Below are 20,256 nucleotides of genomic sequence, written 5' to 3'. Positions count from 1 at the left end.
TCGTCCTCAGGGTTCAGGAGGAACCCGTCGTGTCGCTTACTTCTTCCAGCCCACGTTCTTCCAGTCGATGGTCTCGAACTGGGTCGGCCCGTAGTTCACGAGGCCGGTCTTGACGCCGTAGGTGTACGGCACCGGGAACAGCGGCAGCGTGGTCGCGAGGGCGACGATCTTCTTGTCGATCTCCTTCGCGATCTCGAGGCGCTTGTCGGGGTCGAGCTCCGCGTTGGCGCTCGACCACAGCTCACCGAGCGAGTCGTCGGTGACACCGGGGAAGTTCTGCCCGGAGTCGGCCGGGTAGAAGATCGACTCGGTGCTGGAGATCGGGAAGGCGGTACCCTGCCAGGCGAAGCTCACGGCGTCGAAGTCGCGGGTCTCGGTGGTGACGTACTTCGTGAAGAAGTCGTCCGAGGGGACGGTGTCGATCTGGAGGTCGAAGCCCGACTCCTTCACCATGGCCTGCACCTGCTGCGACGTCTCGGCGGAGACCGGGTTGTCGGAGTCGATGACGTAGCGGACGGTCAGCTTCTTGCCGTCCTTCTCGCGGATGCCGTCGCTGCCTTCCTTCCAACCGGCGTCCTCGAGCTGCTTCTTGGCCGCGTCGATGTCGTAGCCGAGCACCTTGGAGGCGTCGTCCTCGTAGCCGTCCTGGCCCGGGAGGAAGATGAGGTTGTTCAGCAGGTCGGTCGGTGCGTCGATCGCGGCGAGGCGGGCCTCGGCGATGGTCTGACGGTTGATCGACTTGGCGAACGCCTGGCGGACCTCGGGGTCGCTGAGGACCTCGGACGTGCCGTTCAGCGTGATGTGGTTGTACGTGGTGCCACGCGAACGCTGGATCTCGGCGTCGCTGCGCTTCTGAGCCGTCTGGTAGTTGTCGGCGTTGGAACCCACGCTGAAGACGTCGATCTCACTGTTGGAGAACGCCTGGGCGAGCCCGGCGCGGGAGATCTGCTTGAAGATGATGTTGTCGAGCTTCGGCTTGTCGCCCCACCACTTCGGGTTGGGCGCGAAGGTGACGACGGCACCGGTCTGGTCGATCTTGCTGACGATGTACGGGCCACCCGACACGTAGGTCGTGCCGTCTGCCGCGTACGGTCCGGTCGCCCAGAGAGTGTTGAACGACTCCGGCGTCGCGCCGAGCCACTTCGGCCAGATGTTGCCGAGGATGGACGGCCAGTCGGCGTTCTTGTTCTTGAACGTGATGAGGACGTCCTGCGGGCTGTCGCCGGCGGTGACGGACTCGATGTCCTTCCACACGTTCGTGGACGTGGGTGCGTACGCCTCGTTCGCGCCGTTCAGGGACTGCCACGTCGCAGCGACGTCGTCGACGCTGATCGCGGTGCCGTCGGACCACACGGCGTCGGGGTTGATCTTGATCTCGACGACCTGCGGGTCCTCGCTCTTCAGCTCGACCGAGGTCGCGTAGTCGGGGTTCGCCTCCCAGGAGCCGTCTTCCTTGATCTTGACGAACGACGGGGTGTACAGGTTCGTGAGGAACTGGTCGTCGACCGTGCCGGCGTCGAGGTTGTTGAGGTTCCAGTTGGCCGGGATCGTGTCGACCGCGAGGTTCAGTGTGCCGCCCTGGGCGATCTGGTCGGCGTCGGCGCGCTCCCAGCCGGTGCCGGACAGCTCGGCGGGCTTCGACGTCGAGCCGCCACCGCCTGAACCGCCTCCGGTGCAAGCCGTCAATGCGAGGGCGACGATCGAGACGCCGGCGAGGATCATCCCGCCGCGCCGCTTCGATCCCTGTGTTCTGGAACTCATCGAGATCCACCTTTCGTGACGTGTAACTGCGCAACGCCGCACCGATGCGGAGCGGAAGGCGCGCAGGCCAATGTGGACCATCTTGCACCCGCTCCGGGGATCCCCACAAGTGGGCACGAATTGTTACCGTTTCGATTTCTCGACGGTACGAGCCGGAAACATACGTTTCGTTTCCTGAGTACACGCGTCGTTTTCTGATTCCCGATGATTCGGGGTTACAGTGTCTCCACCCCACGAGGGGAGCACAGCTGACGGGACGACGCGGTCCCGCACAACGACTTCGCAAGGCTGGTACATGATCGGGTTCATTGCACGGCGGTTGGTCAACTACCTGTTCCTCTCCGCCATCGCCACCATGCTGGGCTACGTGCTCGTGAGCATGACGCTCCAGCCATCGGCCCGGTTCCTCGGCAAGAACCCGCCCATCCCGCAGTCCTCGATCGACGCGGCGCTCGACAAGATGGGCGTCAACCCGAAGGTGCCGCTGCTCGAACGCCTCTGGGACTGGGTCACGCAGCTCGTGACCACCGGGTCCCTCGGCGTCAGTACCCGCGGCACCCAGGTCACGGCCGACATCTTCGAGCGCTCGGGCACGAGCCTCCGACTCCTCGTCATCGGCACCATCCTGGGCGCGGTCATCGGCGTCGCCCTCGGCGTCTGGGGCGCCGTCCGCCAGTACCGGGCCAGCGACCAGATCATCACCTACGCCTCGTTCACGATCCTCGCGATGCCCGTCTTCGTCATCGGCGTCGTGCTCATGATCCTCGCGACGTCGCTCAACCAGGCGGTCGGCACGAACGTCATCAACTTCACCGGCGAGTACACCGCCGGCTTACAGGGCGGGTTCTGGACACAGTTCGGCGACCGGGCGATGCATCTGCTGTTGCCCACCATCACCCTCACCGTCGGCGCCGTCGCCTCGTACTCGCGGTACCAGCGCAGCGCCATGCTCGACGTGATGAGCGCCGACTACATCCGCACCGCCCGCTCGAAGGGCCGGACCCGCGGCTCCGCGATCATCCGGCACGGCGTCCGTGTCGCGCTCATCCCGATGTCGACGTTCTTCGCCTACTCCTTCGGGCTCATCCTCACCGGCGCGAGTGTGACGGAGAACGTCTTCAGCTGGCACGGCATGGGCGAATACCTCCTCACGAGCGTCTCGAACTCGGACATCAACGCCGCAGCCGGGACGATCCTCTTCACCTCAATCCTCGTCCTGATCGCCGGAACCCTCTCCGACGTGATCTATGCGGCGCTCGACCCGAGAGTGCGGGTGTAACGACATGGCACTGACCGACCCATCGACCCTCACCGTCGGGGAACCCGAGACGATGCGGGACGCACCCAAGCGGCCGCAGTCCCGCGGACGCACGATCCTCCGGAAGGTGCTCGCCACGAAGCGGGCCCGCATCGGTGGTGGCGTCCTCCTCTTCATCATCCTCTGGGCCTTCATCGGCCCGCTGCTCTCCCCCTGGTCCTTCACCGACCAGGACGGCCTCGCCTTCAGCCAGCCGCCCTCGCTGTCGCACTGGTTCGGCACGAACAACATCGGCCAGGACGTGTACGCGCAGACCCTCGTCGGTCTGCAGAAGTCCATCGTCATCGGCCTGATCGTCGGCCCGGGGGCGGCGATCATCGCCGGACTCGTCGGGGCCATCGCCGGCTACGTCGGCGGCGTCTGGGACAAGGCGATCGTCTGGCTCATCGACCTGCTGCTCGTCATCCCCGGCTTCTTCCTCCTCGTGCTCCTCAGCCCGGCGTTCAAGTCGCTCTCCTGGCTCGCCCTCGTCGTCTTCCTCGTCCTGTTCGGCTGGATGGTGCTCGCCCGCGTCATCCGCGGGCAGACGATGTCGCTCCGCGAACGCGAGTACGTCAAGGCCGCGCGCTTCATGGGCGTCCCTGGCTTCACGATCATCCGTCGGCACATCATCCCGAACGTCGCGAGCCTCCTCATCATCGACGCGACGCTCGGCATCGGCGCGGCGATCCTGTCGGAGACGACGCTGAGCTTCTTCGGCTTCGGCGTCCAGGCACCCGACGTCTCGCTCGGTACTCTCCTCGCCGCCGGTGCGAGTGCGGCCGTGACGCGGCCCTGGCTGTTCGTGTTCCCCGCAGCGATCCTCGTCATCACCGTGCTCGCCTCGAGCCTCCTCGGCGACGCCCTCCGCGACGCCATCGACCCGACCTCAGGAGCCAACCGTGACTGACCCCAAGGCGACAGCGCCGCTCCTCAAGGTCGACGACCTCAGCGTCACCTTCCCCAACGCCGGCACGCCGGTGCACGCCGTCCGCGGTGTCTCCTACGAGGTACGGCGGGGTGAGTTCCTCGGCATCGTCGGCGAGTCGGGCTCCGGCAAGAGCGTCTCCTCGATGGCCGTCATGGGACTGCTCCCGACCAATGCGCAGGTGAGCGGCAGCATCCGTTACGACGGCGTCGAGCTGCTCGGCCAGTCCGACAAGGAACTGTCCAAGATCCGCGGGCGCGACATCGCCATGATCTTCCAGGACCCGCTCTCGGCCCTCACACCCGTCTACACGATCGGTCAGCAGATCGCCGAGGGGCTCCGCCTCCACGACTCCGCGCTCTCGCAGCGCGCCGCCGAGACCCGGGCCGTCGAGCTCCTGAAGATCGTCGGCATCCCGAACGCGGAGCGGCGTGCCAAGTCGTTCCCGCACGAGTTCTCCGGTGGCATGCGCCAGCGGGCGATGATCGCGATCGCCATCGCGAACGACCCGCAGCTGATCATCGCCGACGAGCCGACCACCGCGCTGGACGTCACCATCCAGGCGCAGATCCTCGAGGTGCTCCAGAAGGCGAAGGACATCACCGGCGCCGCCGTCGTGCTCATCACGCACGACCTCGGAGTCGTCGCCGGCAACGCCGACCGGGTCGCCGTGATGTACGCGGGCCGGATCGTCGAGACGGCGCCCGTCGTCCCACTGTTCCGCGAACCCCTCATGCCGTACACGATCGGTCTGCTGCGCTCCATGCCGAACATGGCCGCGAACCAGCAGGAGCGACTCGTCCCGCTCGAGGGACGCCCACCGCTGCTGACGACCGTGCCGACCGGCTGCCCCTTCGCCCCGCGATGCCCGATCGCCGTGGCCGCCTGCCTCGAAGGTGAACCGGCGCTGCTCCCCGTCCTCGACGGTCCCGTCGAGGACCCGACGACCTCGGTCGACCACACCGCGGCGTGCATCCGCGCCGGCGAGATCGCCGACGGATCGCTGCGCCGCCCGGAGATCTTCCCTCGGCCGGACGAGGTGCCGGAGGAGCTCGTCGCCGAGGTCGCCCCGGAGACCGTCCTCGACGTCCGCGACCTGACCCGCGCCTTCCCGCTCACGAAGGGCGTCGTGTTCCGTCGCAACATCGGCACCGTCCGCGCGGTCGACGGGGTCTCGTTCAGCGTGCAGCGCGGGCGTACCCTCGGCCTCGTCGGCGAATCCGGTTGCGGGAAGACGACGACGATCATGGAGATCCTCGAACTCGCCAGGACGCAGGGCGGCAGCATCCACGTGAACGGGGTCGACACCGCGACGCTGTCGAAGCCCGACCGCCGGAAGCTGCGCAGCGACATCCAGGTGGTGTTCCAGGACCCGATGGCCTCGCTCGATCCGCGCATGACGATCGAGGACATCATCGGCGAACCGTTGACCGTCCACGGGGTCTCCCCCACCGAGATCCGCTCACGCGTCGGGGCCATGCTCGAACTCGTCGGCCTGGAGCCGTCCTTCGCCGGCCGGTACCCGCACGAGTTCTCGGGTGGCCAGCGACAGCGCATCGGCATCGCCCGGGCGCTCGTCGTCGAACCGAAGATCCTCGTGCTCGACGAGCCGGTCTCCGCGCTCGACGTCTCCGTCCAGGCGGGCGTCATCAACCTGCTCGAAGACCTCAAGCAGCGGCTCGGACTCTCGTACCTCTTCGTCGCCCACGACCTCGCCGTCGTCCGGCACATCGCCGACGACGTGGCGGTCATGTATCTCGGACGCATCGTCGAGTACGGACCGAGCGCCACGATCTTCGACGACCCGAAGCACCCGTACACGCAGGCGCTCCTGTCCGCGGTGCCGGTCCCGGACCCTGAGATCGAACGCAGCCGACAGCGCATCCTGCTGAACGGCGACCTCCCCTCCCCCAGCGACGACCGGGTCGGCTGCAGTTTCCGGAGCCGCTGCCCGCTGTTCCAGCTGCTGCCGGCGGAGAAGCAGGCGGTCTGCGAACGCGACGATCCGCGAGAGCGCCCCGTCGACGGACGGCTCGTGGCGTGTCACCATGCGGAGAGCGACCGGCTCGTCACCGCCTGATCGAGCCGTGCGGCCCCCGCGGGTCGGCGGCCTGGAAGGATGGTGGACGTGAACGACGCGACGAACGCCGGCAATCGGACCACCCTGCGGAGCACGAGCGGCTTCTGGATCCTCGGGGTCACCGCCCTGCTCATGGTCTTCTTCATCATCGACGCCGTCGGCCGCGGGGCCTGGGGCTTCGCGGTCCAGGCGCTCCCGTGGGAGCTCCTCGTCGTGTGGCTGGTCTACCTCGTCCTCGTCCGCCCCTGCATCGTCATCGAGCCGTCGCAGCTGACCATCGTGAACGTGGGGCGTCTCCACGACATCCCGTGGTCGCGCATGGAGGAGGCGACGAGCCGCTACCAGCTCACCGTGCTCCTGCGCGACGGTCGGAGGATCACGAGCTGGGGCGCGCCGAGCGCCGGTCTCGACCGCCCGTCGATGATCGGCGGACGCGCCGGACGGCGCGGGGTCGACCACCAGGACCGCGCGGCGGGTGTCCGCCGACCCGGTCGCGCTGGGAACGAGGGTCCGACGGCCGTCGACCTCATCGACCGCGCGCACGAACGCTGGGGCCGGATCGACCCGAAGGACGACCGCCTCGCCACCTCGCGCTGGGACGTCGTCGCCCTCGGCGTCACGGCCGCACTCGTCCTCTGGGGCGTCGCCTCGGCGCTCCTCGGCTAGCGGCCGGCGGAAGCCTCCCACAACGCCGAAGGGCGGTGCCCCGGATAACTCCGCGGCACCGCCCTTCGACGTGGTGCGCTGGTTACAGCGCGAGCTCGATCCCGGCGCCGGGGATGGCGTCGAGGAGTTCGCGCGTGTACTGCTGCTTCGGGTTCTCGAACACGCCGTCCGTGGTCGACGCCTCGACGATCTTCCCCTTCTGCATGACCGCGACGTTGTCGGCGATCACGCGCACGACCGCGAGGTCGTGGGTGATGAAGAGGTACGTCAGCTGCAGCTCCGACTGGAGGTCGGCGAGCAACTGCAGGATCTGCGCCTGGACGAGGACGTCGAGCGCGGACACCGCCTCGTCGAGGACGACGATCTCGGGCTTCAACGCGAGTGCGCGGGCGATCGCGATGCGCTGCCGCTGTCCACCGGAGAGCTCGTTCGGGTACCGGGTCGCGACCGCCTGCGGCAGCGAGACCTGGTCGAGGAGCTCCAGCACGCGAGCACGGCGGGAGGCCTTGTCGCCCACCTTGTGCGTGACGAGCGGTTCAGCGATCGTGTTGCCGATGTTCCGGAGCGGGTCGAGGGATCCGTAGGGGTCCTGGAAGACCGGCTGCATCTTCCGGCGCAGAGCGAGGAGCCCCTTGCGATCGAGGCCTTCCATCGCCTTACCACCGATGCGGATACTGCCCGAGGTCGGCGTCTCCAGCTGCAGGAGCAGCTTGGCCACGGTCGACTTGCCGGATCCGGACTCGCCGACGAGCGCCATGGTGGTGCCCCTCGGGATCTCGAACGACACGCCGTCGACGGCCTTGAGCTCCCGCTCAGCCGCTTTCTGCCCACGGATGTTGTAGACCTTCTCGAGGTCCTTGACCACGATCGCGGCTTCCGCGTCCGGTTGGGCGGCCTGCGCTGCGGCGCGGTGCTCGGCGGCGACGATGAGGTCGATGCCCTCCGAACCGACCGGAGCCTCGTGGTCGAGGGTCTCGAGCGATCCGGTCGCCGACTGGATGCGACGCGAAGCCAGGCTCGGTGCCGCTGCGACGAGCCGCTTCGTGTACGGGTGCACCGGGTTCTGCAGGATCTCGACCGACGGACCGGCCTCGACGATCTGCCCCTTGTACATGACGATGAGCTTCTCAGCGCGCTCGGCGGCGAGGCCGAGGTCGTGCGTGATGAAGAGCAGCGCCGTGCCGCTGTCTCGGGTCAGGCTCTCGAGGTGGTCGAGGATCTTCCGCTGGACCGTGACGTCGAGCGCCGACGTCGGCTCGTCCGCGATGAGCAGCTTCGGGCTCGACGACAGACCGATACCGATGAGCACGCGCTGACGCATACCGCCGGAGAACTGGTGCGGGAACTGCTTCAGGCGACGGTCGGCGTCTGACAGACCGGCCTGCTGGAGCACCTCGATCGCCTTGGCACGGACGGCTTTCTTGCCGTGGGCGATGCCGTTGGCACGGATGGCCTCCTCGACCTGGAAGCCGATGTTCCACACCGGGTTCAGGTTGGACATCGGGTCCTGCGGCACGAAACCGATCAGGCGACCGCGGACGTCCTCGATCTCGTTGCGGGAGAGCTTCGAGAGGTCGCGCCCCTCGAAGAGGATCTCGCCCCCACTGATCTTGCCGGTACCGGGCAGGAGGTTGATGATCGCGTGCGCGGTCGTCGACTTCCCGGATCCGGACTCACCGACGATCGCGACGGTCTCCCCGGGCATCATGGTGAACCCGGTCTTGCGGATGGCCTGGACGGTTCCGCTCTGGGTGCGGAAGGTGACCTCGAGGTCCTTGACCTCGAGCAGCGGCTGCTGGGTGTTCATCTGGCTCGCGTTCAACGCAGGGCCCTCGCCTTCGGGTCGAGCGCGTCTCGCAGGACTTCGCCCATCATGATGAAGCTGAGCACGGTGAGCGACAGCGCGATCGACGGGTAGATCAGCACCTGCGGGGCCGTGCGGAGGTCACGCTGCGCCTGGCTGATGTCGTTGCCCCAGGACATGGTCTCGCTCCCGAGCCCCACGCCGAGGAAGGACAACGTCGCCTCGGCGACGATCGCGGACGCCAGCGAAATCGTGATGACGACGATCACCGGAGGGATCGCATTCGGCAGCACGTGGCGCAGGAGGATCTTGAAGCGGGAGACACCCAGCGCGATGGACGCTTGGACGTAGTCCGCGTTCTTGACCCTGAGCACCTCCGCTCGAAGCACTCGGGCGACGGATGGCCAGGCGAACAGACCGATCGCCAAGGAGATCGTCCACACGCTCCGGTACTTCGCGAGCACCGACATGACGACGACGGCCGCGAGGATGTACGGGATGGAGAAGAAGATGTCGCCGATGCGGGACAGCACCGAGTCGACCCAACCGCCGTAGAAGCCGGCGAACGCGCCGAACACGATCCCGAGCGTGGCGGTGATCAACGTCACGATGAGCCCGACGGACAGCGACGTGGAGGTCCCGTAGATGACCCGCGCGAAGATGTCGCAGCCCTGCTTCGTGAACCCGAGGATGTGACCGGCCTCAGGCCCGCCGTTGCTGTTCTCGAGGAAGCACTGGTTGTTCGGGGGCGTCTGCGTGAAGAGGAAGGGGAACAGGCCCACGACCACGACGAGCAGGATGAGGACGGACGAGATCCAGAACATGGGACGACGGCGCATGAACGCCCACGCATCGGTCCAGAGGTTGCTGACCTTCTCGTCGACCTTGACGGCGTCGATGACCGCGAGCGGGGTCTCTTCGAGCGGCGCGACGAAGTGATTCGGGGATCGCTTGATCGTCGGCTCCTGATCATTACTTGACATAGCGGATCCTTGGGTCGAGCACGGCGTAGAAGAGGTCGATGACGAGGTTGATGATGAGGTAGAACAACACCATCACCGTCACGAAGGACACCACGGTCGGGCCTTCTCCTCGGAGGATGGCCTGGTAGAGCGTGCGGCCGACACCGGGGACGTTGAAGATGCCCTCGGTCACCGTGGCGCCGACGATCAGCACACCGAAGTCCACCGCGAGGTAGGTCACGACCGGGATCAGCGAGTTGCGCAGGATGTGCACGGGGATGACCCGGCGACGGCTGAGGCCCTTCGAGTACGCCGTACGGACGAAGTCGAGCGACTGCGTCTCGATGACCGAGGACCGGGTCAACCGCACGATCTGCGCGAAGCTGATGGTGGCGAGGACCAGTGCGGGAAGTAAGAGGTCTTGTATCGGCGCGCCCGGGCCGACCGTCGGTCTGAACCACCCGAGCTGGATCCCGAACACGTACTGCGCGACGAACGCGATGACGAAGACGGGGAGCGAGATGAGGATCAGGCTGACCACGAGGAACGAGGCGTCGAAGATGCCGCCCTTGCGGATGCCGGAGATGAGACCGATCGTGATGCCGGCGACCATCTCGAAGAAGACGGCGATGACGGCGAGCCGCAGCGTGACCGGGAAGGCCTGCGCAAGGATCTCGCTGACCGGCTGCCCCGAGAAGGACGTTCCGAGGTCGCCGGTGAAGATGCCGCCGAGGTACAGGAAGTACTGCACGATGAACGGCTTGTCGAGGTTGTACTCGGCGTTGAGTTGAGCGATCTGCGCGGCGCTCGGCGTCTTGTCGCCGAACAATGCGAGCACGGGATCACCGGGCAACGCGAAGACCATGAAATAGATGAGGAAGGTCGTGCCGAGCAGTACGGGGATAGCCTGCAGGACACGACGAAGAATGTAACCGCCCATGGTGTGGGACTCCTGAACTCGTGAAGCTGGGTGGGCCCGGAAGAACCGGACCCACCCAGCTATGCCGCTACAAGACTACTTGGTGATCTCGTAGTACAGCGGCACCGAGTTCCAACCGAACTCGACGTTCTGCACGCCTTCGCCGAAGCCGCCGCTCACGTTCTGGTACCAGAGCGGGATGGCCGGCAGGTCCTTGAAGAGGACCGCCTGGGCGTCCTGGAACTTCTTGTTCGCAGCGTCCAGGTCGGTCTCGGACGAACCCTCGGAGAGGAGCTTGTCGAACTCGGGGCTCGAGTAGTCACCGTCGTTCGAGGAAGCACCGGTCGCGTAGAGCGGAGCGAGGAAGTTGTACAGACCCGGGTAGTCGGCCTGCCATCCGGAGCGGAACGCCGTCTCGATGGAGCGGTTGGTGATGCCGGCGCGGAAGTCACCGAAGACGGCAACCGGGACGCCCGAGGACTCGATGCCCAGGACGTTCTTGATGCCGTTGGTCACTGCGTCGACCCAGGCCTGGTGCGGCCCGTCGGCGTTGTACGCGATCTGGAAGGAGCCGTCCCACGGGGAGATGGCGTCGGCCTCGGCCCAGAGTTCCTTGGCCTTCTTCTCGTTGTACTTCAGGACGTCGTTACCTTCGATGTCCTTCGAGTAGCCGTCGATGACCGGCGAGGTGAAGTCGGTCGCCGGCGTGCGGGTCCCGTTGAAGATGACCTTGGTGATCTCTTCACGGTTGATCGCGTACGAGATGGCCTGACGACGCAGCTGACCCTCTTCACCGCTGAAGTGCGGGAGGCGGGAGGGGATCGTGAAGGACTGGAACACGGCGGCCGGCTGGTTGACCGCACGGTCGCCCAGGTCGTCCTGGTAGGTGGAGAGCGCGGAGTCCGGGATCTGGTCCAGGACGTCGAGGTTGCCGCTCAGCAGGTCGGCGTAGGCGCTGTCGAAGTCCTTGTAGAACGTGATGGTCAGGCCACCGTTCTTGGCTTCGCGGCCACCCTTGTACTCGTCGTTCTTGACGAGCTCGATCGACTCGTTGTGCTTCCACGCCTTGGCGCCGTCGACCTTGTACGGGCCGTTGCCGATCGGGTTCTGTCCGAACTCGTCCGTGACCTTACCGGCCGCGTCGAACGCTGCAGCGGGCAGCGGGTAGAAGGCGGAGTAGCCCAGACGCAGCGGGAAGTCCGATGCAGGTGCGGACAGCTTCACCGTGAAGGTGGTGTCGTCCACGACGCTCAGGCCGGTCAGGGGCTGGCCGGTCTCGTTGTAGCCCTCGACGTCAGCGAAGAACGAGGCGTTCTTACGGAGGTTGACGACGGCGTCCTGCCAAGCCATGACGAACGAGTCAGCGGTGACGGGGTCGCCGTTGGTGAACTTCTGATCAGCCTTGATCTTGATCGTGAACGTGGTCGAGTCGTCGGTGTCGATCGACTCGGCCAGGTCGTCGACCGGCTTGCCGTCGGCGGCGTAGTACCGCAGACCGGCGAAGATCTCGTCGATGATCTTGCCGCCACCGACCTCGTTGGTGTCGCTGGGGATGAGGCCCGACTCCGGCTCGGAGCCGTTGGTCGTGATGATGGATGACGTGCTGCTGGTGCTCTCGCTGCTGGAACCGCCACCGGAACAACCGGTGAGGACGAGAGCCCCTGCTGCGATGATGGCGGCGGCAGAGCCGAACCGACTGAACTTCACAGTTCCTCCTTGGGGAAAGGGCAAGCGAAACCAGCGCATCGTGTGCGCTGGATCGCTCTTTGAATACTCTGACGATAAGCAGAAGCAGGACGGCGAGCAAACTGGGACGCCAAACGTTACACAGCGGTAACCCAATCGACGGATTGTTGCTCACGGATGCTTTTTCGTGCACGGATCCCGCCCACGACGCAACAGAACGATCATGTTCGCAAAACTCGTGCGGTCACTTCCTCGTTCCGGATACGAATCGTAAGGCGTTCATCTCCCGATATCCGCCGAGCGGACGTGCAGATGGTATGCGGTGCGCTCGGAGCCACCAGACAGCAGAATGGACCGGTGAGCGAGCAGAACACCACCGAGCGGGGACCGTACCTCCCCGAGGGCGCCGGAAACAGCCGTCGGTGGTGGGAGATCGGCATCGTCCTCGCGCTGAGCCTCGGGGCGTCGGCGGTGTACTCGATCATCTCGCTCATCGCGAAGCTCACCGCGGGGCCGCCGCTCTCCGATCAATCTGCGGCGATCAACACCACGCAGGCCACCCGGGAGTGGCTCGACTTCAGCTACCAGTTCCTCGGGCTGTTCTTCCAGCTCGCGCCGGTCGCCCTCGTCATCTACCTGCTCTGGCAGCCCGGACGCAGCGGCTTCGCGCGGATGGGACTCGACCTCCGCTCCCCCGGACGCGACCTCGGCCGCGGTCTACTCCTCGTCGCCGCGATCGGTGTCCCCGGCATCGGTGTGTACGCGTTGGGACGCGCACTCGGCGTCACGGTCGCGGTCTCGACGTTCCCCGACACCATGTACTGGTGGACGATCCCGATGCTCGTCTTCTCCGCCCTCCGCGCCGGCCTCCAGGAGGAGGTCATCATCATCGGTTACCTGTACACCAGGCTCCGTGAGATCGGGTGGGGGTGGTGGACGATCATCCTGTCGACCGCCGTCCTCCGCGGGAGCTACCACCTGTACCAGGGCATCGGGCCGTTCTTCGGCAACGTCGCCATGGGGATCGCGTTCGGCTGGTGCTACAAGCGCTGGGGTCGGGTGATGCCCCTCGTCGTCGCGCACACGGTCATCGACATCATCTCATTCGCCGGCTTCCCGCTCGCCGTCGCCTGGTGGCCGGAGATCTTCGCGGCGACGCCGTCCTCCTGATCGTCCGTTCGCCCATCACTGGGCGAACGAGAACTCCCTCGCCCATTCCTGGGCGAGGGAGTGCTCATGGACCGGCTAGGCGAAGGCCTCGGGCGGCGGGCAGGCGCACACGAGGTTGCGGTCGCCGTACGCCTGGTCGATGCGACGCACCGGCGGCCAGTACTTCGTGCGCACGAGCGTGTGCACCGGGTAGACGGCGAGCTCGCGCGAGTACGCGTGCGTCCACTCCCCCTCGATGACCGACTGGGCCGTGTGCGGCGCCCCGACGAGCGGGTTGTCGTCGGCGGGCCATTCGCCCGCCGCGACGGCGTCGGCTTCCGCCTTGATCGCGATCATCGCGTCGACGAAGCGGTCGACCTCGGTGAGGTCCTCGCTCTCCGTCGGCTCGACCATCAGCGTCCCCGCGACGGGGAACGACATCGTCGGTGCGTGGAACCCGTAGTCGACGAGGCGCTTGGCAACGTCGTCGACGGAGATCCCGGTCGCCTCCTTGAGCGGACGGAGGTCGAGGATGCACTCGTGCGCCACGAGATCACTGTCGCCCGTGTACAGGACGGGATAGTGGTCGCGCAGTCGCGCAGCGATGTAGTTCGCCGCGAGCACTGCGGCTCCGGTCGCCTCGCGGAGCCCCTCCGAACCCATCATGCGGACGTACGCCCACGAGATCGGCAGGATGCTCGGGCTGCCGTAGGGAGCCGCCGAGATCGGACCGCCGTCGTGCACGACCGTCCCGCCGCCGAGCAGCGGGTGCTCGGCGCGCTGCGCCAGCGGGTGACCGGGCAGGAACGGCGCGAGGTGCGCCTTCGCCGCGACCGGCCCGACACCGGGGCCGCCACCGCCGTGCGGGATGCAGAACGTCTTGTGCAGGTTCAGGTGCGAGACGTCGCCGCCGAACTCCCCGAACCGCGCGTAGCCGAGCAGTGCGTTGAGGTTCGCGCCGTCGACGTAGACCTGGCCGCCGGCGTCGTGCACGGCCTGGGTGATGGTCTTCACCTCGTGCTCGTACACGCCGTGGGTGGACGGGTAGGTGATCATGAGCGCGGCGAGGGACTCGGCGTTGGCCTCGATCTTCGACCGGAGGTCGTCGAGGTCGACGTTGCCCTGCTCGTCGCACGCGACGACGACCACACGCATCCCGGCGAGCACGGCGGAGGCCGCGTTCGTACCGTGCGCGCTCGACGGGATGAGGCAGACTGTCCGCTGTTCGTCGCCGTTCGCGCGGTGGTAGCCGCGGATAGCGAGGAGACCGGCGAGTTCACCCTGGCTGCCGGCGTTCGGCTGGAGCGACACGGAGTCGTACCCGGTGACCTCCGCCAGCCAGGTCTCGAGCTGGTCGACGAGCTCGAGGGAGCCTGCGACGTCCTCGCGCGGCGCGAACGGGTGCAGCCCTGCGAACTCGGGCCAGGTGACGGCCTCCATCTCGGTGGCGGCGTTGAGCTTCATCGTGCACGAACCCAGCGGGATCATCCCCCGGTCGAGCGCGTAGTCGCGGTCGGCCAGCTGCTTGAGGTACCGCATAATGGCGGTCTCCGAGTGGTGAGTGTTGAACACCGGGTGCGTCAGGTACTCAGTCTCGCGCGTGAGCGCGGCCGGGTACTCCGACACGGCACTCGGACCGAACGCCGAGGCGGACGACCCCTCGTCGAAGACGTATGCCGACGGCTCTCCGGCGGTGGCGGTCCCAGCGGTCGTGAGCACCTCGACGAGGGTCGGGACGACGCTCTCGACCGCGCTCACCTCGTCGAAGCTCATCGAGATGGTCGTCTCGTCGACGGCCCACAGCAGGAGGCCGCGTTCGTGCGCACCCGCCACCACCGCTGCGCTGTCGGCGACGCGCACCTGCAGGGTGTCGAAGTAGTGCTCCGTGAGCACCTCGACACCGGCCGACCCCAGCAGACGGGCGGCACTCGCGGTGGTCGCGTGCACCGACTGTGCGATCCGCTTGAGCCCGTCGGGCCCGTGATACACGGCGTACATCGCGGCCATGACCGCCAGCAGGACCTGAGCCGTGCAGATGTTGCTCGTGGCCTTCTCGCGGCGGATGTGCTGCTCGCGCGTCTGCAGCGTGAGCCGGTAGGCGGGGTGACCCGCCGCGTCCTGGCTGACGCCGACGAGGCGACCGGGCATCTGGCGCTCGAGGCCCTTGCGGACCGCGAGGTACCCCGCGTGCGGCCCGCCGAAGCCCATCGGCACGCCGAAGCGCTGGCTCGTCCCGACCGCGATGTCCGCGCCGAGGGAACCGGGCGAGGAGATGAGCGTGAGGGCGAGGAGATCGGCCGCGACGACCGACACACCGCCGGCCGCCTTGACCGCTGCGAGGACCGCCGACGGGTCCCACACGAGCCCGGAGGCACCGGGGTACTGCACGAAGACACCGAACGCCGCCGGGAGCTCCTCGGGCGAGGTGGTCGACAACGGCAGCTCGACGAGGTCGATGCCGACCGCTTCGGCTCGGCTCCGGAGGAGCGCCTTCGTCTGCGGGTACGCGTCGGCGTCGACGATGAACGTCGCGTCGGCGAGCTTCGAGGCCCGGCGCGCGAGGAGCATGCCTTCGACGACCGCGGTGCTCTCGTCGAGCATCGAGGCGTTGGCCGTGTCGAGACCGGTGAGGTCGGCGACCATCGTCTGGAAGTTGATGAGCGCCTCGAGGCGGCCCTGCGAGATCTCGGGCTGGTACGGCGTGTAGGCCGTGTACCAGGAGGGGTTCTCGAGCACGTTCCGCTTGATGACCGCCGGCGTGATCGTGTCGAAGTAGCCGAGACCGATCAGGCTCCGGTTCACGGTGTTGCGGCCGGCGAGCTCACGGAGTTCGGCGAGCGCCGCGCGCTCGGTCGCGGCGTCGGGGATGCTCGACGAGGCGAGTTCGGCGGCCGTGATCGCGGACGGGACGGCCGCGGCGAGCAGAGCGTCGACGCTGTCGTACCCGACGGCGGCGAGCATCGTCGCCTGGGCGGCGGTGTCCGTTCCGATGTGCCGTTCTGCGAAGCGGTCCGCCATCACTCGCCCACCAGCGCGGCGTAGTCGTCCCAGCTGAGGAGCGTGTCGGGCAGCGCGTCGTACCGGACCGAGACGAGCCAGCCGCCACCGAACGGGTCGCTGTTGACGAGCGAGGGGTCGTCGACGACGGCGTCGTTGGCCTCGACGACCTCGCCGTCGAGCGGGGCGAAGAGCTCGCCGACGGACTTCGTGGACTCGATCTCGCCGACCACGGTGCTGGCCGAGAGCGCCGCGCCGACGGCGGGGAGGTCCACGAAGACGACGTCACCGAGCTTCTCGGCGGCGTAGTCGGTGATCCCGATGACGGCGAGATCGCCCTCGACGCGGATCCACTCGTGCTCGGCGGTGTACTTGAGGGTGGTCTTGTCGGCCATGGGTTACTTCTCTCTCGAATAGAAGGGGAGCGTGGTGACGGTCGCGGTGATCCGCGTGCCGCGGACGTCGATGTCGAGCACGGTGCCCGGCTCGGCGTGGTCGGGGTGCACGTAGGCCATGGCGATCGGGTGTCCGAGGGTGGGCGACAGTGCCCCGCTCGTCACCTCGCCGACGGTCGTGTCGCCGGCGAGGACGCGGTAACCGGCACGACCGGCGCGACGCCCCTCGGAGACGAGGGCGACGAGCACCGGTGCGCCGTCCGCCGGGCCGGCCTCGACGGCGTCGCGACCGATGAACGTGCCGTGCTTGCCGAGTGCGACGACGCGACCGAGTCCGGCCTGCACGGGCAGCACGTCCGGACCGAGCTCGTGGCCGTACAACGGCATGCCGGCTTCGAGGCGGAGCGTGTCGCGACTGGCGAGCCCGGCGGGGACCAGTCCGAGCGGTGTCCCGGCGGCGACGATGGCGTTCCACAGCTCCACGGCGTCGGCGGCGTCGACGTACAGCTCGAACCCGTCCTCGCCGGTATAGCCGGTGCGCCCGATGAAGACCGTGCCGTTCTCGAAGGAGGCACCCGTCGCGCGGTAGTACTTCACCTCGTCGAGGAAGGGCAGTTCGTCGAGGATGTGGAGCCCCTCGGTCGCCTGGAGGATGGCGCGGGAGGCCGGCCCCTGGACGGCGATGAGCGCGATCTCGTCGCTGCGGTCCATGACGACGACGTGCTCGAACGCCGCGGCCCGCTCGGCGAGCGCTGCGACGACGGCGTCGTGGTTGCCCGCGTTCGCGACGACGAGGTACTCGTGCTCGCCGTTGCGGTAGACGACGAGGTCGTCGATGATGCCGCCTGCCTCGTTCAGCAGCAGGGAGTACTTGGCCTGGAGGAGGTCGATGGCGGACAGTTTGCCCGCGAGCGCCTGGTCGAGGAAGTCGGCTGCGTCGTCACCCACGACCTGGATCTCGGCCATGTGGGAGATGTCGAAGATGCCGGCGGCGGTGCGCACGGCGTGGTGCTCGGCGAGGTCGCTCGAGTACCGCACGGGCATCTGCCATCCGGCGAAGTCCGTGAAGCTCGCGCCGGCGGCTTCGTGGACGGCATGGAGCGGGCTGGTTCGTTCGAGGTCGGTCACGAGTTCTCCGGGGTCGCGTGGTGCGCTGCGGACACCTGACGGTGCCCGTTGGGAACTCCCCCTCTGTCATTGGCCTGAGAGCTTCACGAGCGCCGCTGCTGCGGACACTGCTTTCACCGTCGGCGAGCGCACCACGAACGTGCGCTGCTTTCCAGAGTGGCCAGTCCGATGCGGTACAGGACCTGAGAGATTGGCGGGGAGGCTTGCTCCTTCGGTGCCGGCGTACCGGCTCTCCCGCATCGTGTTTGCGGCCCGATGTTCGATTGAGCCGCCAGCATATCGCGAGTGGTCGCCTCGGCGCAGGACCTTGTTCGAGTCAGGTGTACACTAAGCCAGTATTGAGTACAGGTCACTTCTACCTGAAGTGCCGCCGGTGCTCCGGAACACGGAGATCCCCCATGCAGCGATCGACGACTCCCGTGGAGCAGACGGACCCGCAGGTCGGCCTCGCGGTCTCGACCGTCATCTTCACGCTCCGAGCCGACGACGGGTTCGGCGCGACCGATCCGGCACCGGGCATCTGGCTCCCGCTCGTCCGGCGCATCCGCGAGCCCTACGACGGCCTCTGGGCGCTGCCGGGCGGCCCGCTCGGTGCCGCGGAGTCCCTCGCGGACGCGGCCTCGTCGACCCTGGAGACGACCACCTCCCTCCGCCCGCGGTACCTCGAGCAGTTGTACGCGTTCGGCGACCTCGACCGCTCCCCCGCCGAGCGCGTCGTCTCGATCGTCTACTGGGCGCTCGTCGGGTCCGACGAGGCGAAGCGCACGCGACTCGGCCAGAACGTCCGGTGGTTCCCGGCCGACGCACTCCCCCGTTGGCCTTCGACCACCGCGACATCGTCGAGTACGCCCTGTGGCGGCTCCGCAACAAGCTGGAGTACAGCCACATCGCGCACGCCTTCCTCGGCGAGACCTTCACCCTCTCCGAACTCCGGGAGGTGCACGAGGCGGTGTTGCAGAAGCAGCTCGACCCCGCGAACTTCCGACGCCAGGTCGAGTCCTCCGGCCTCGTCCTCCAGACCGACGAACTCCGTACCGGTGGGCGCCACCGCCCGGCGCGGCTCTACCGGTGGACCCAGCCCGTCACCCGACCGGAGACCCCGTCGCCCGGCCGGTCGACGAGCCGCAGGCCCACGACGTCCATCACGACCACCCGTCAGCAGTCCGAGGAGCCAGCATGACCATCACCGCATCCGTCGACGACACCATCCAGCAGATCACCGAGGGTGCGTCCGACGGCGCGACCTGCGCGCCCGAACTCGCGGCCGGGCCCTGGGTGTTCGACCTGCAGCCGCCGAGCTACGGCCCCGGCGCGTCGATGGGCGACGTCATCCCGACCGGTTCGCCGCGACAGGGACAACTCCCGGCCGCGTACCGCGACGCCTCCAACGATGAACTCCACCGCCGCATCGTGGCCGCGAAGCAGACCCTCGGAGACCGCGTCGTGATCCTCGGGCACTTCTACCAGCGGGACGAGGTGGTCCAGCACGCCGACTACATCGGCGACTCCTTCCAACTCGCGAACGCGGCCAAGGCACGCACCGAGGCCGAGGCGATCGTGTTCTGCGGCGTGCACTTCATGGCCGAGACCGCCGACCTCCTGTCCGGACCCGAGCAGGCCGTGATCCTTCCGAACCTCGCCGCCGGATGCTCCATGGCCGACATGGCGGACATCGACCAGGTCGAGGAGGCGTGGGAGGCCCTCGAGGCGCTCTACGGGACCGAACCGGACGCCGACGGCCGGGTACCGGTCATCCCCGTCACCTACATGAACTCCTCGGCGGCACTCAAGGGCTTCTGCGGTCGGCACGGCGGGATCGTCTGCACGTCCAGCAACGCGGAGACGGTCCTCCGGTGGGCCTTCGAGCGCGGACAGCGGGTGCTGTTCTTCCCGGACCAGCACCTGGGTCGGAACACCGCCAAGAAGCTGGGCGTGCCGCTCGAACACATGCCGATGTGGAACCCGAACCGCCCGCTCGGCGGCAACGAGGCGATCGACCTCGAGCAGGCCGAGGTCATCCTGTGGCACGGCTTCTGCTCGGTGCACAAGCGGTTCACCGTCGACCAGATCGACCGCGCCCGGGCGCAGCACCCCGGCGTCCGGGTCATCGTGCACCCCGAGTGCCCGATGGCGGTCGTCGACGCCGCCGACGAGGCGGGATCGACGGACTACATCCAGAAGGCCATCGCGGCGGCGGCGGACGGCACCACGTTCGCGATCGGCACCGAGATCAACATGGTGCAGCGCCTCGCCGCGCAGTACCCGCAGCACACGATCTTCTGCCTCGACGACGTGATCTGCCCCTGCTCGACGATGTACCGCATCCACCCTGGCTACCTGGCCTGGGTGCTCGAGGGACTCGTCGCGGGCGAGATACTCAACCGCATCACCGTCTCCGACGACGTGGCCGTCCCGGCCCGCCTGTCACTCGAGCGCATGCTCGCCGCGAAGCCGCCGGTCGCCACCGGAACCCAGGCCGGCTGA

The 20,256-nt window shown here is 67.6% G+C and carries 14 protein-coding genes, 1 pseudogene and 1 riboswitch; of the genes and pseudogenes, 7 read left to right on the top strand and 8 right to left on the bottom strand.

All coding sequences use genetic code 11. The features are described from left to right. Positions 1-36 precede the first annotated feature (36 nt). On the bottom strand, positions 37-1,761 hold the full coding sequence (locus FGL15_RS16065; protein ID WP_168223421.1) for an ABC transporter family substrate-binding protein: 1,725 nt from the start codon (positions 1,759-1,761) through the stop codon (positions 37-39). 295 nt (positions 1,762-2,056) lie between these two features. Here FGL15_RS16065 and FGL15_RS16060 point away from each other — a divergent pair, with 295 nt between their 5' ends. The 4 genes from FGL15_RS16060 to FGL15_RS16045 are packed head-to-tail and all read left to right on the top strand — an operon-like array spanning position 2,057 to position 6,732. After that, complete coding sequence (locus FGL15_RS16060) at positions 2,057-3,040, top strand: ABC transporter permease (protein ID WP_079705532.1); 984 nt, start codon at positions 2,057-2,059, stop codon at positions 3,038-3,040. A 4-nt stretch (positions 3,041-3,044) separates the two neighbouring features. Continuing rightward, complete coding sequence (locus FGL15_RS16055) at positions 3,045-3,968, top strand: ABC transporter permease (RefSeq protein ID WP_079705531.1); 924 nt, start codon at positions 3,045-3,047, stop codon at positions 3,966-3,968. Next, positions 3,961-6,066 carry an ABC transporter ATP-binding protein gene (locus FGL15_RS16050; protein ID WP_138946711.1) on the top strand — a complete coding sequence of 702 codons (2,106 nt, stop codon included), beginning with the start codon at positions 3,961-3,963 and terminating at the stop codon, positions 6,064-6,066. Before FGL15_RS16055 ends, FGL15_RS16050 begins: the two co-directional genes overlap by 8 nt. A gap of 48 nt (positions 6,067-6,114) precedes the next feature. Next, the gene (locus FGL15_RS16045) at positions 6,115-6,732 is read left to right on the top strand and encodes a hypothetical protein (RefSeq protein ID WP_138946710.1); all 618 of its coding nucleotides are present in this window, start codon (positions 6,115-6,117) and stop codon (positions 6,730-6,732) included. 82 nt (positions 6,733-6,814) lie between these two features. Here FGL15_RS16045 and FGL15_RS16040 read toward each other — a convergent pair whose 3' ends face one another. The 4 genes from FGL15_RS16040 to FGL15_RS16025 form a co-directional block, all read right to left on the bottom strand. After that, on the bottom strand, positions 6,815-8,539 hold the full coding sequence (locus tag FGL15_RS16040) for an ABC transporter ATP-binding protein (RefSeq protein WP_138946709.1): 1,725 nt from the start codon (positions 8,537-8,539) through the stop codon (positions 6,815-6,817). A gap of 11 nt (positions 8,540-8,550) precedes the next feature. After that, complete coding sequence (locus tag FGL15_RS16035; RefSeq protein ID WP_064296417.1) at positions 8,551-9,519, bottom strand: ABC transporter permease; 969 nt, start codon at positions 9,517-9,519, stop codon at positions 8,551-8,553. Further along, on the bottom strand, positions 9,509-10,438 hold the full coding sequence (locus FGL15_RS16030; RefSeq protein WP_064296418.1) for an ABC transporter permease: 930 nt from the start codon (positions 10,436-10,438) through the stop codon (positions 9,509-9,511). Before FGL15_RS16030 ends, FGL15_RS16035 begins: the two co-directional genes overlap by 11 nt. Before the next feature lie 75 nt (positions 10,439-10,513). After that, positions 10,514-12,124, bottom strand: coding sequence for an ABC transporter substrate-binding protein (locus FGL15_RS16025; protein ID WP_240773572.1), 1,611 nt, complete (start codon positions 12,122-12,124; stop codon positions 10,514-10,516). A 336-nt stretch (positions 12,125-12,460) separates the two neighbouring features. On the opposite strand from FGL15_RS16025, the gene FGL15_RS16020 reads away from it, so the two are divergent. After that, positions 12,461-13,273 carry a CPBP family intramembrane glutamic endopeptidase gene (locus FGL15_RS16020; RefSeq protein ID WP_240043924.1) on the top strand — a complete coding sequence of 271 codons (813 nt, stop codon included), beginning with the start codon at positions 12,461-12,463 and terminating at the stop codon, positions 13,271-13,273. 75 nt (positions 13,274-13,348) lie between these two features. Here the strand turns inward: FGL15_RS16020 and gcvP are convergent, their stop codons facing one another. Genes gcvP through gcvT form a run of 3 tightly spaced genes read right to left on the bottom strand, consistent with a single transcriptional unit; the run spans position 13,349 to position 17,772 of the window. Continuing rightward, positions 13,349-16,270 carry an aminomethyl-transferring glycine dehydrogenase gene (gene gcvP / locus FGL15_RS16015; protein ID WP_138946707.1) on the bottom strand — a complete coding sequence of 974 codons (2,922 nt, stop codon included), beginning with the start codon at positions 16,268-16,270 and terminating at the stop codon, positions 13,349-13,351. Then, positions 16,270-16,644, bottom strand: a complete 375-nt coding sequence (gcvH, locus tag FGL15_RS16010; RefSeq protein WP_138946706.1) for a glycine cleavage system protein GcvH — start codon at positions 16,642-16,644, stop codon at positions 16,270-16,272. Before gcvH ends, gcvP begins: the two co-directional genes overlap by 1 nt. A gap of 3 nt (positions 16,645-16,647) precedes the next feature. Then, complete coding sequence (gcvT, locus tag FGL15_RS16005; RefSeq protein WP_138946705.1) at positions 16,648-17,772, bottom strand: glycine cleavage system aminomethyltransferase GcvT; 1,125 nt, start codon at positions 17,770-17,772, stop codon at positions 16,648-16,650. Between the two features lie 161 nt (positions 17,773-17,933). Then, positions 17,934-18,019, bottom strand: a riboswitch (glycine riboswitch). A gap of 151 nt (positions 18,020-18,170) precedes the next feature. Here gcvT and FGL15_RS16000 point away from each other — a divergent pair. Together FGL15_RS16000 and nadA are read left to right on the top strand one after the other, a co-directional pair. Further along, a pseudogene (locus FGL15_RS16000) lies at positions 18,171-18,952 on the top strand (NUDIX domain-containing protein). After that, positions 18,949-20,256 carry a quinolinate synthase NadA gene (gene nadA, locus FGL15_RS15995; RefSeq protein WP_138946704.1) on the top strand — a complete coding sequence of 436 codons (1,308 nt, stop codon included), beginning with the start codon at positions 18,949-18,951 and terminating at the stop codon, positions 20,254-20,256. Before FGL15_RS16000 ends, nadA begins: the two are co-directional and overlap by 4 nt.

It is taken from the genome of Plantibacter sp. M259, assembly GCF_006065115.1.
Lineage (GTDB): Bacteria > Actinomycetota > Actinomycetes > Actinomycetales > Microbacteriaceae > Plantibacter > Plantibacter auratus.
This window is presented reverse-complemented; position numbering and strand designations above follow the sequence as displayed.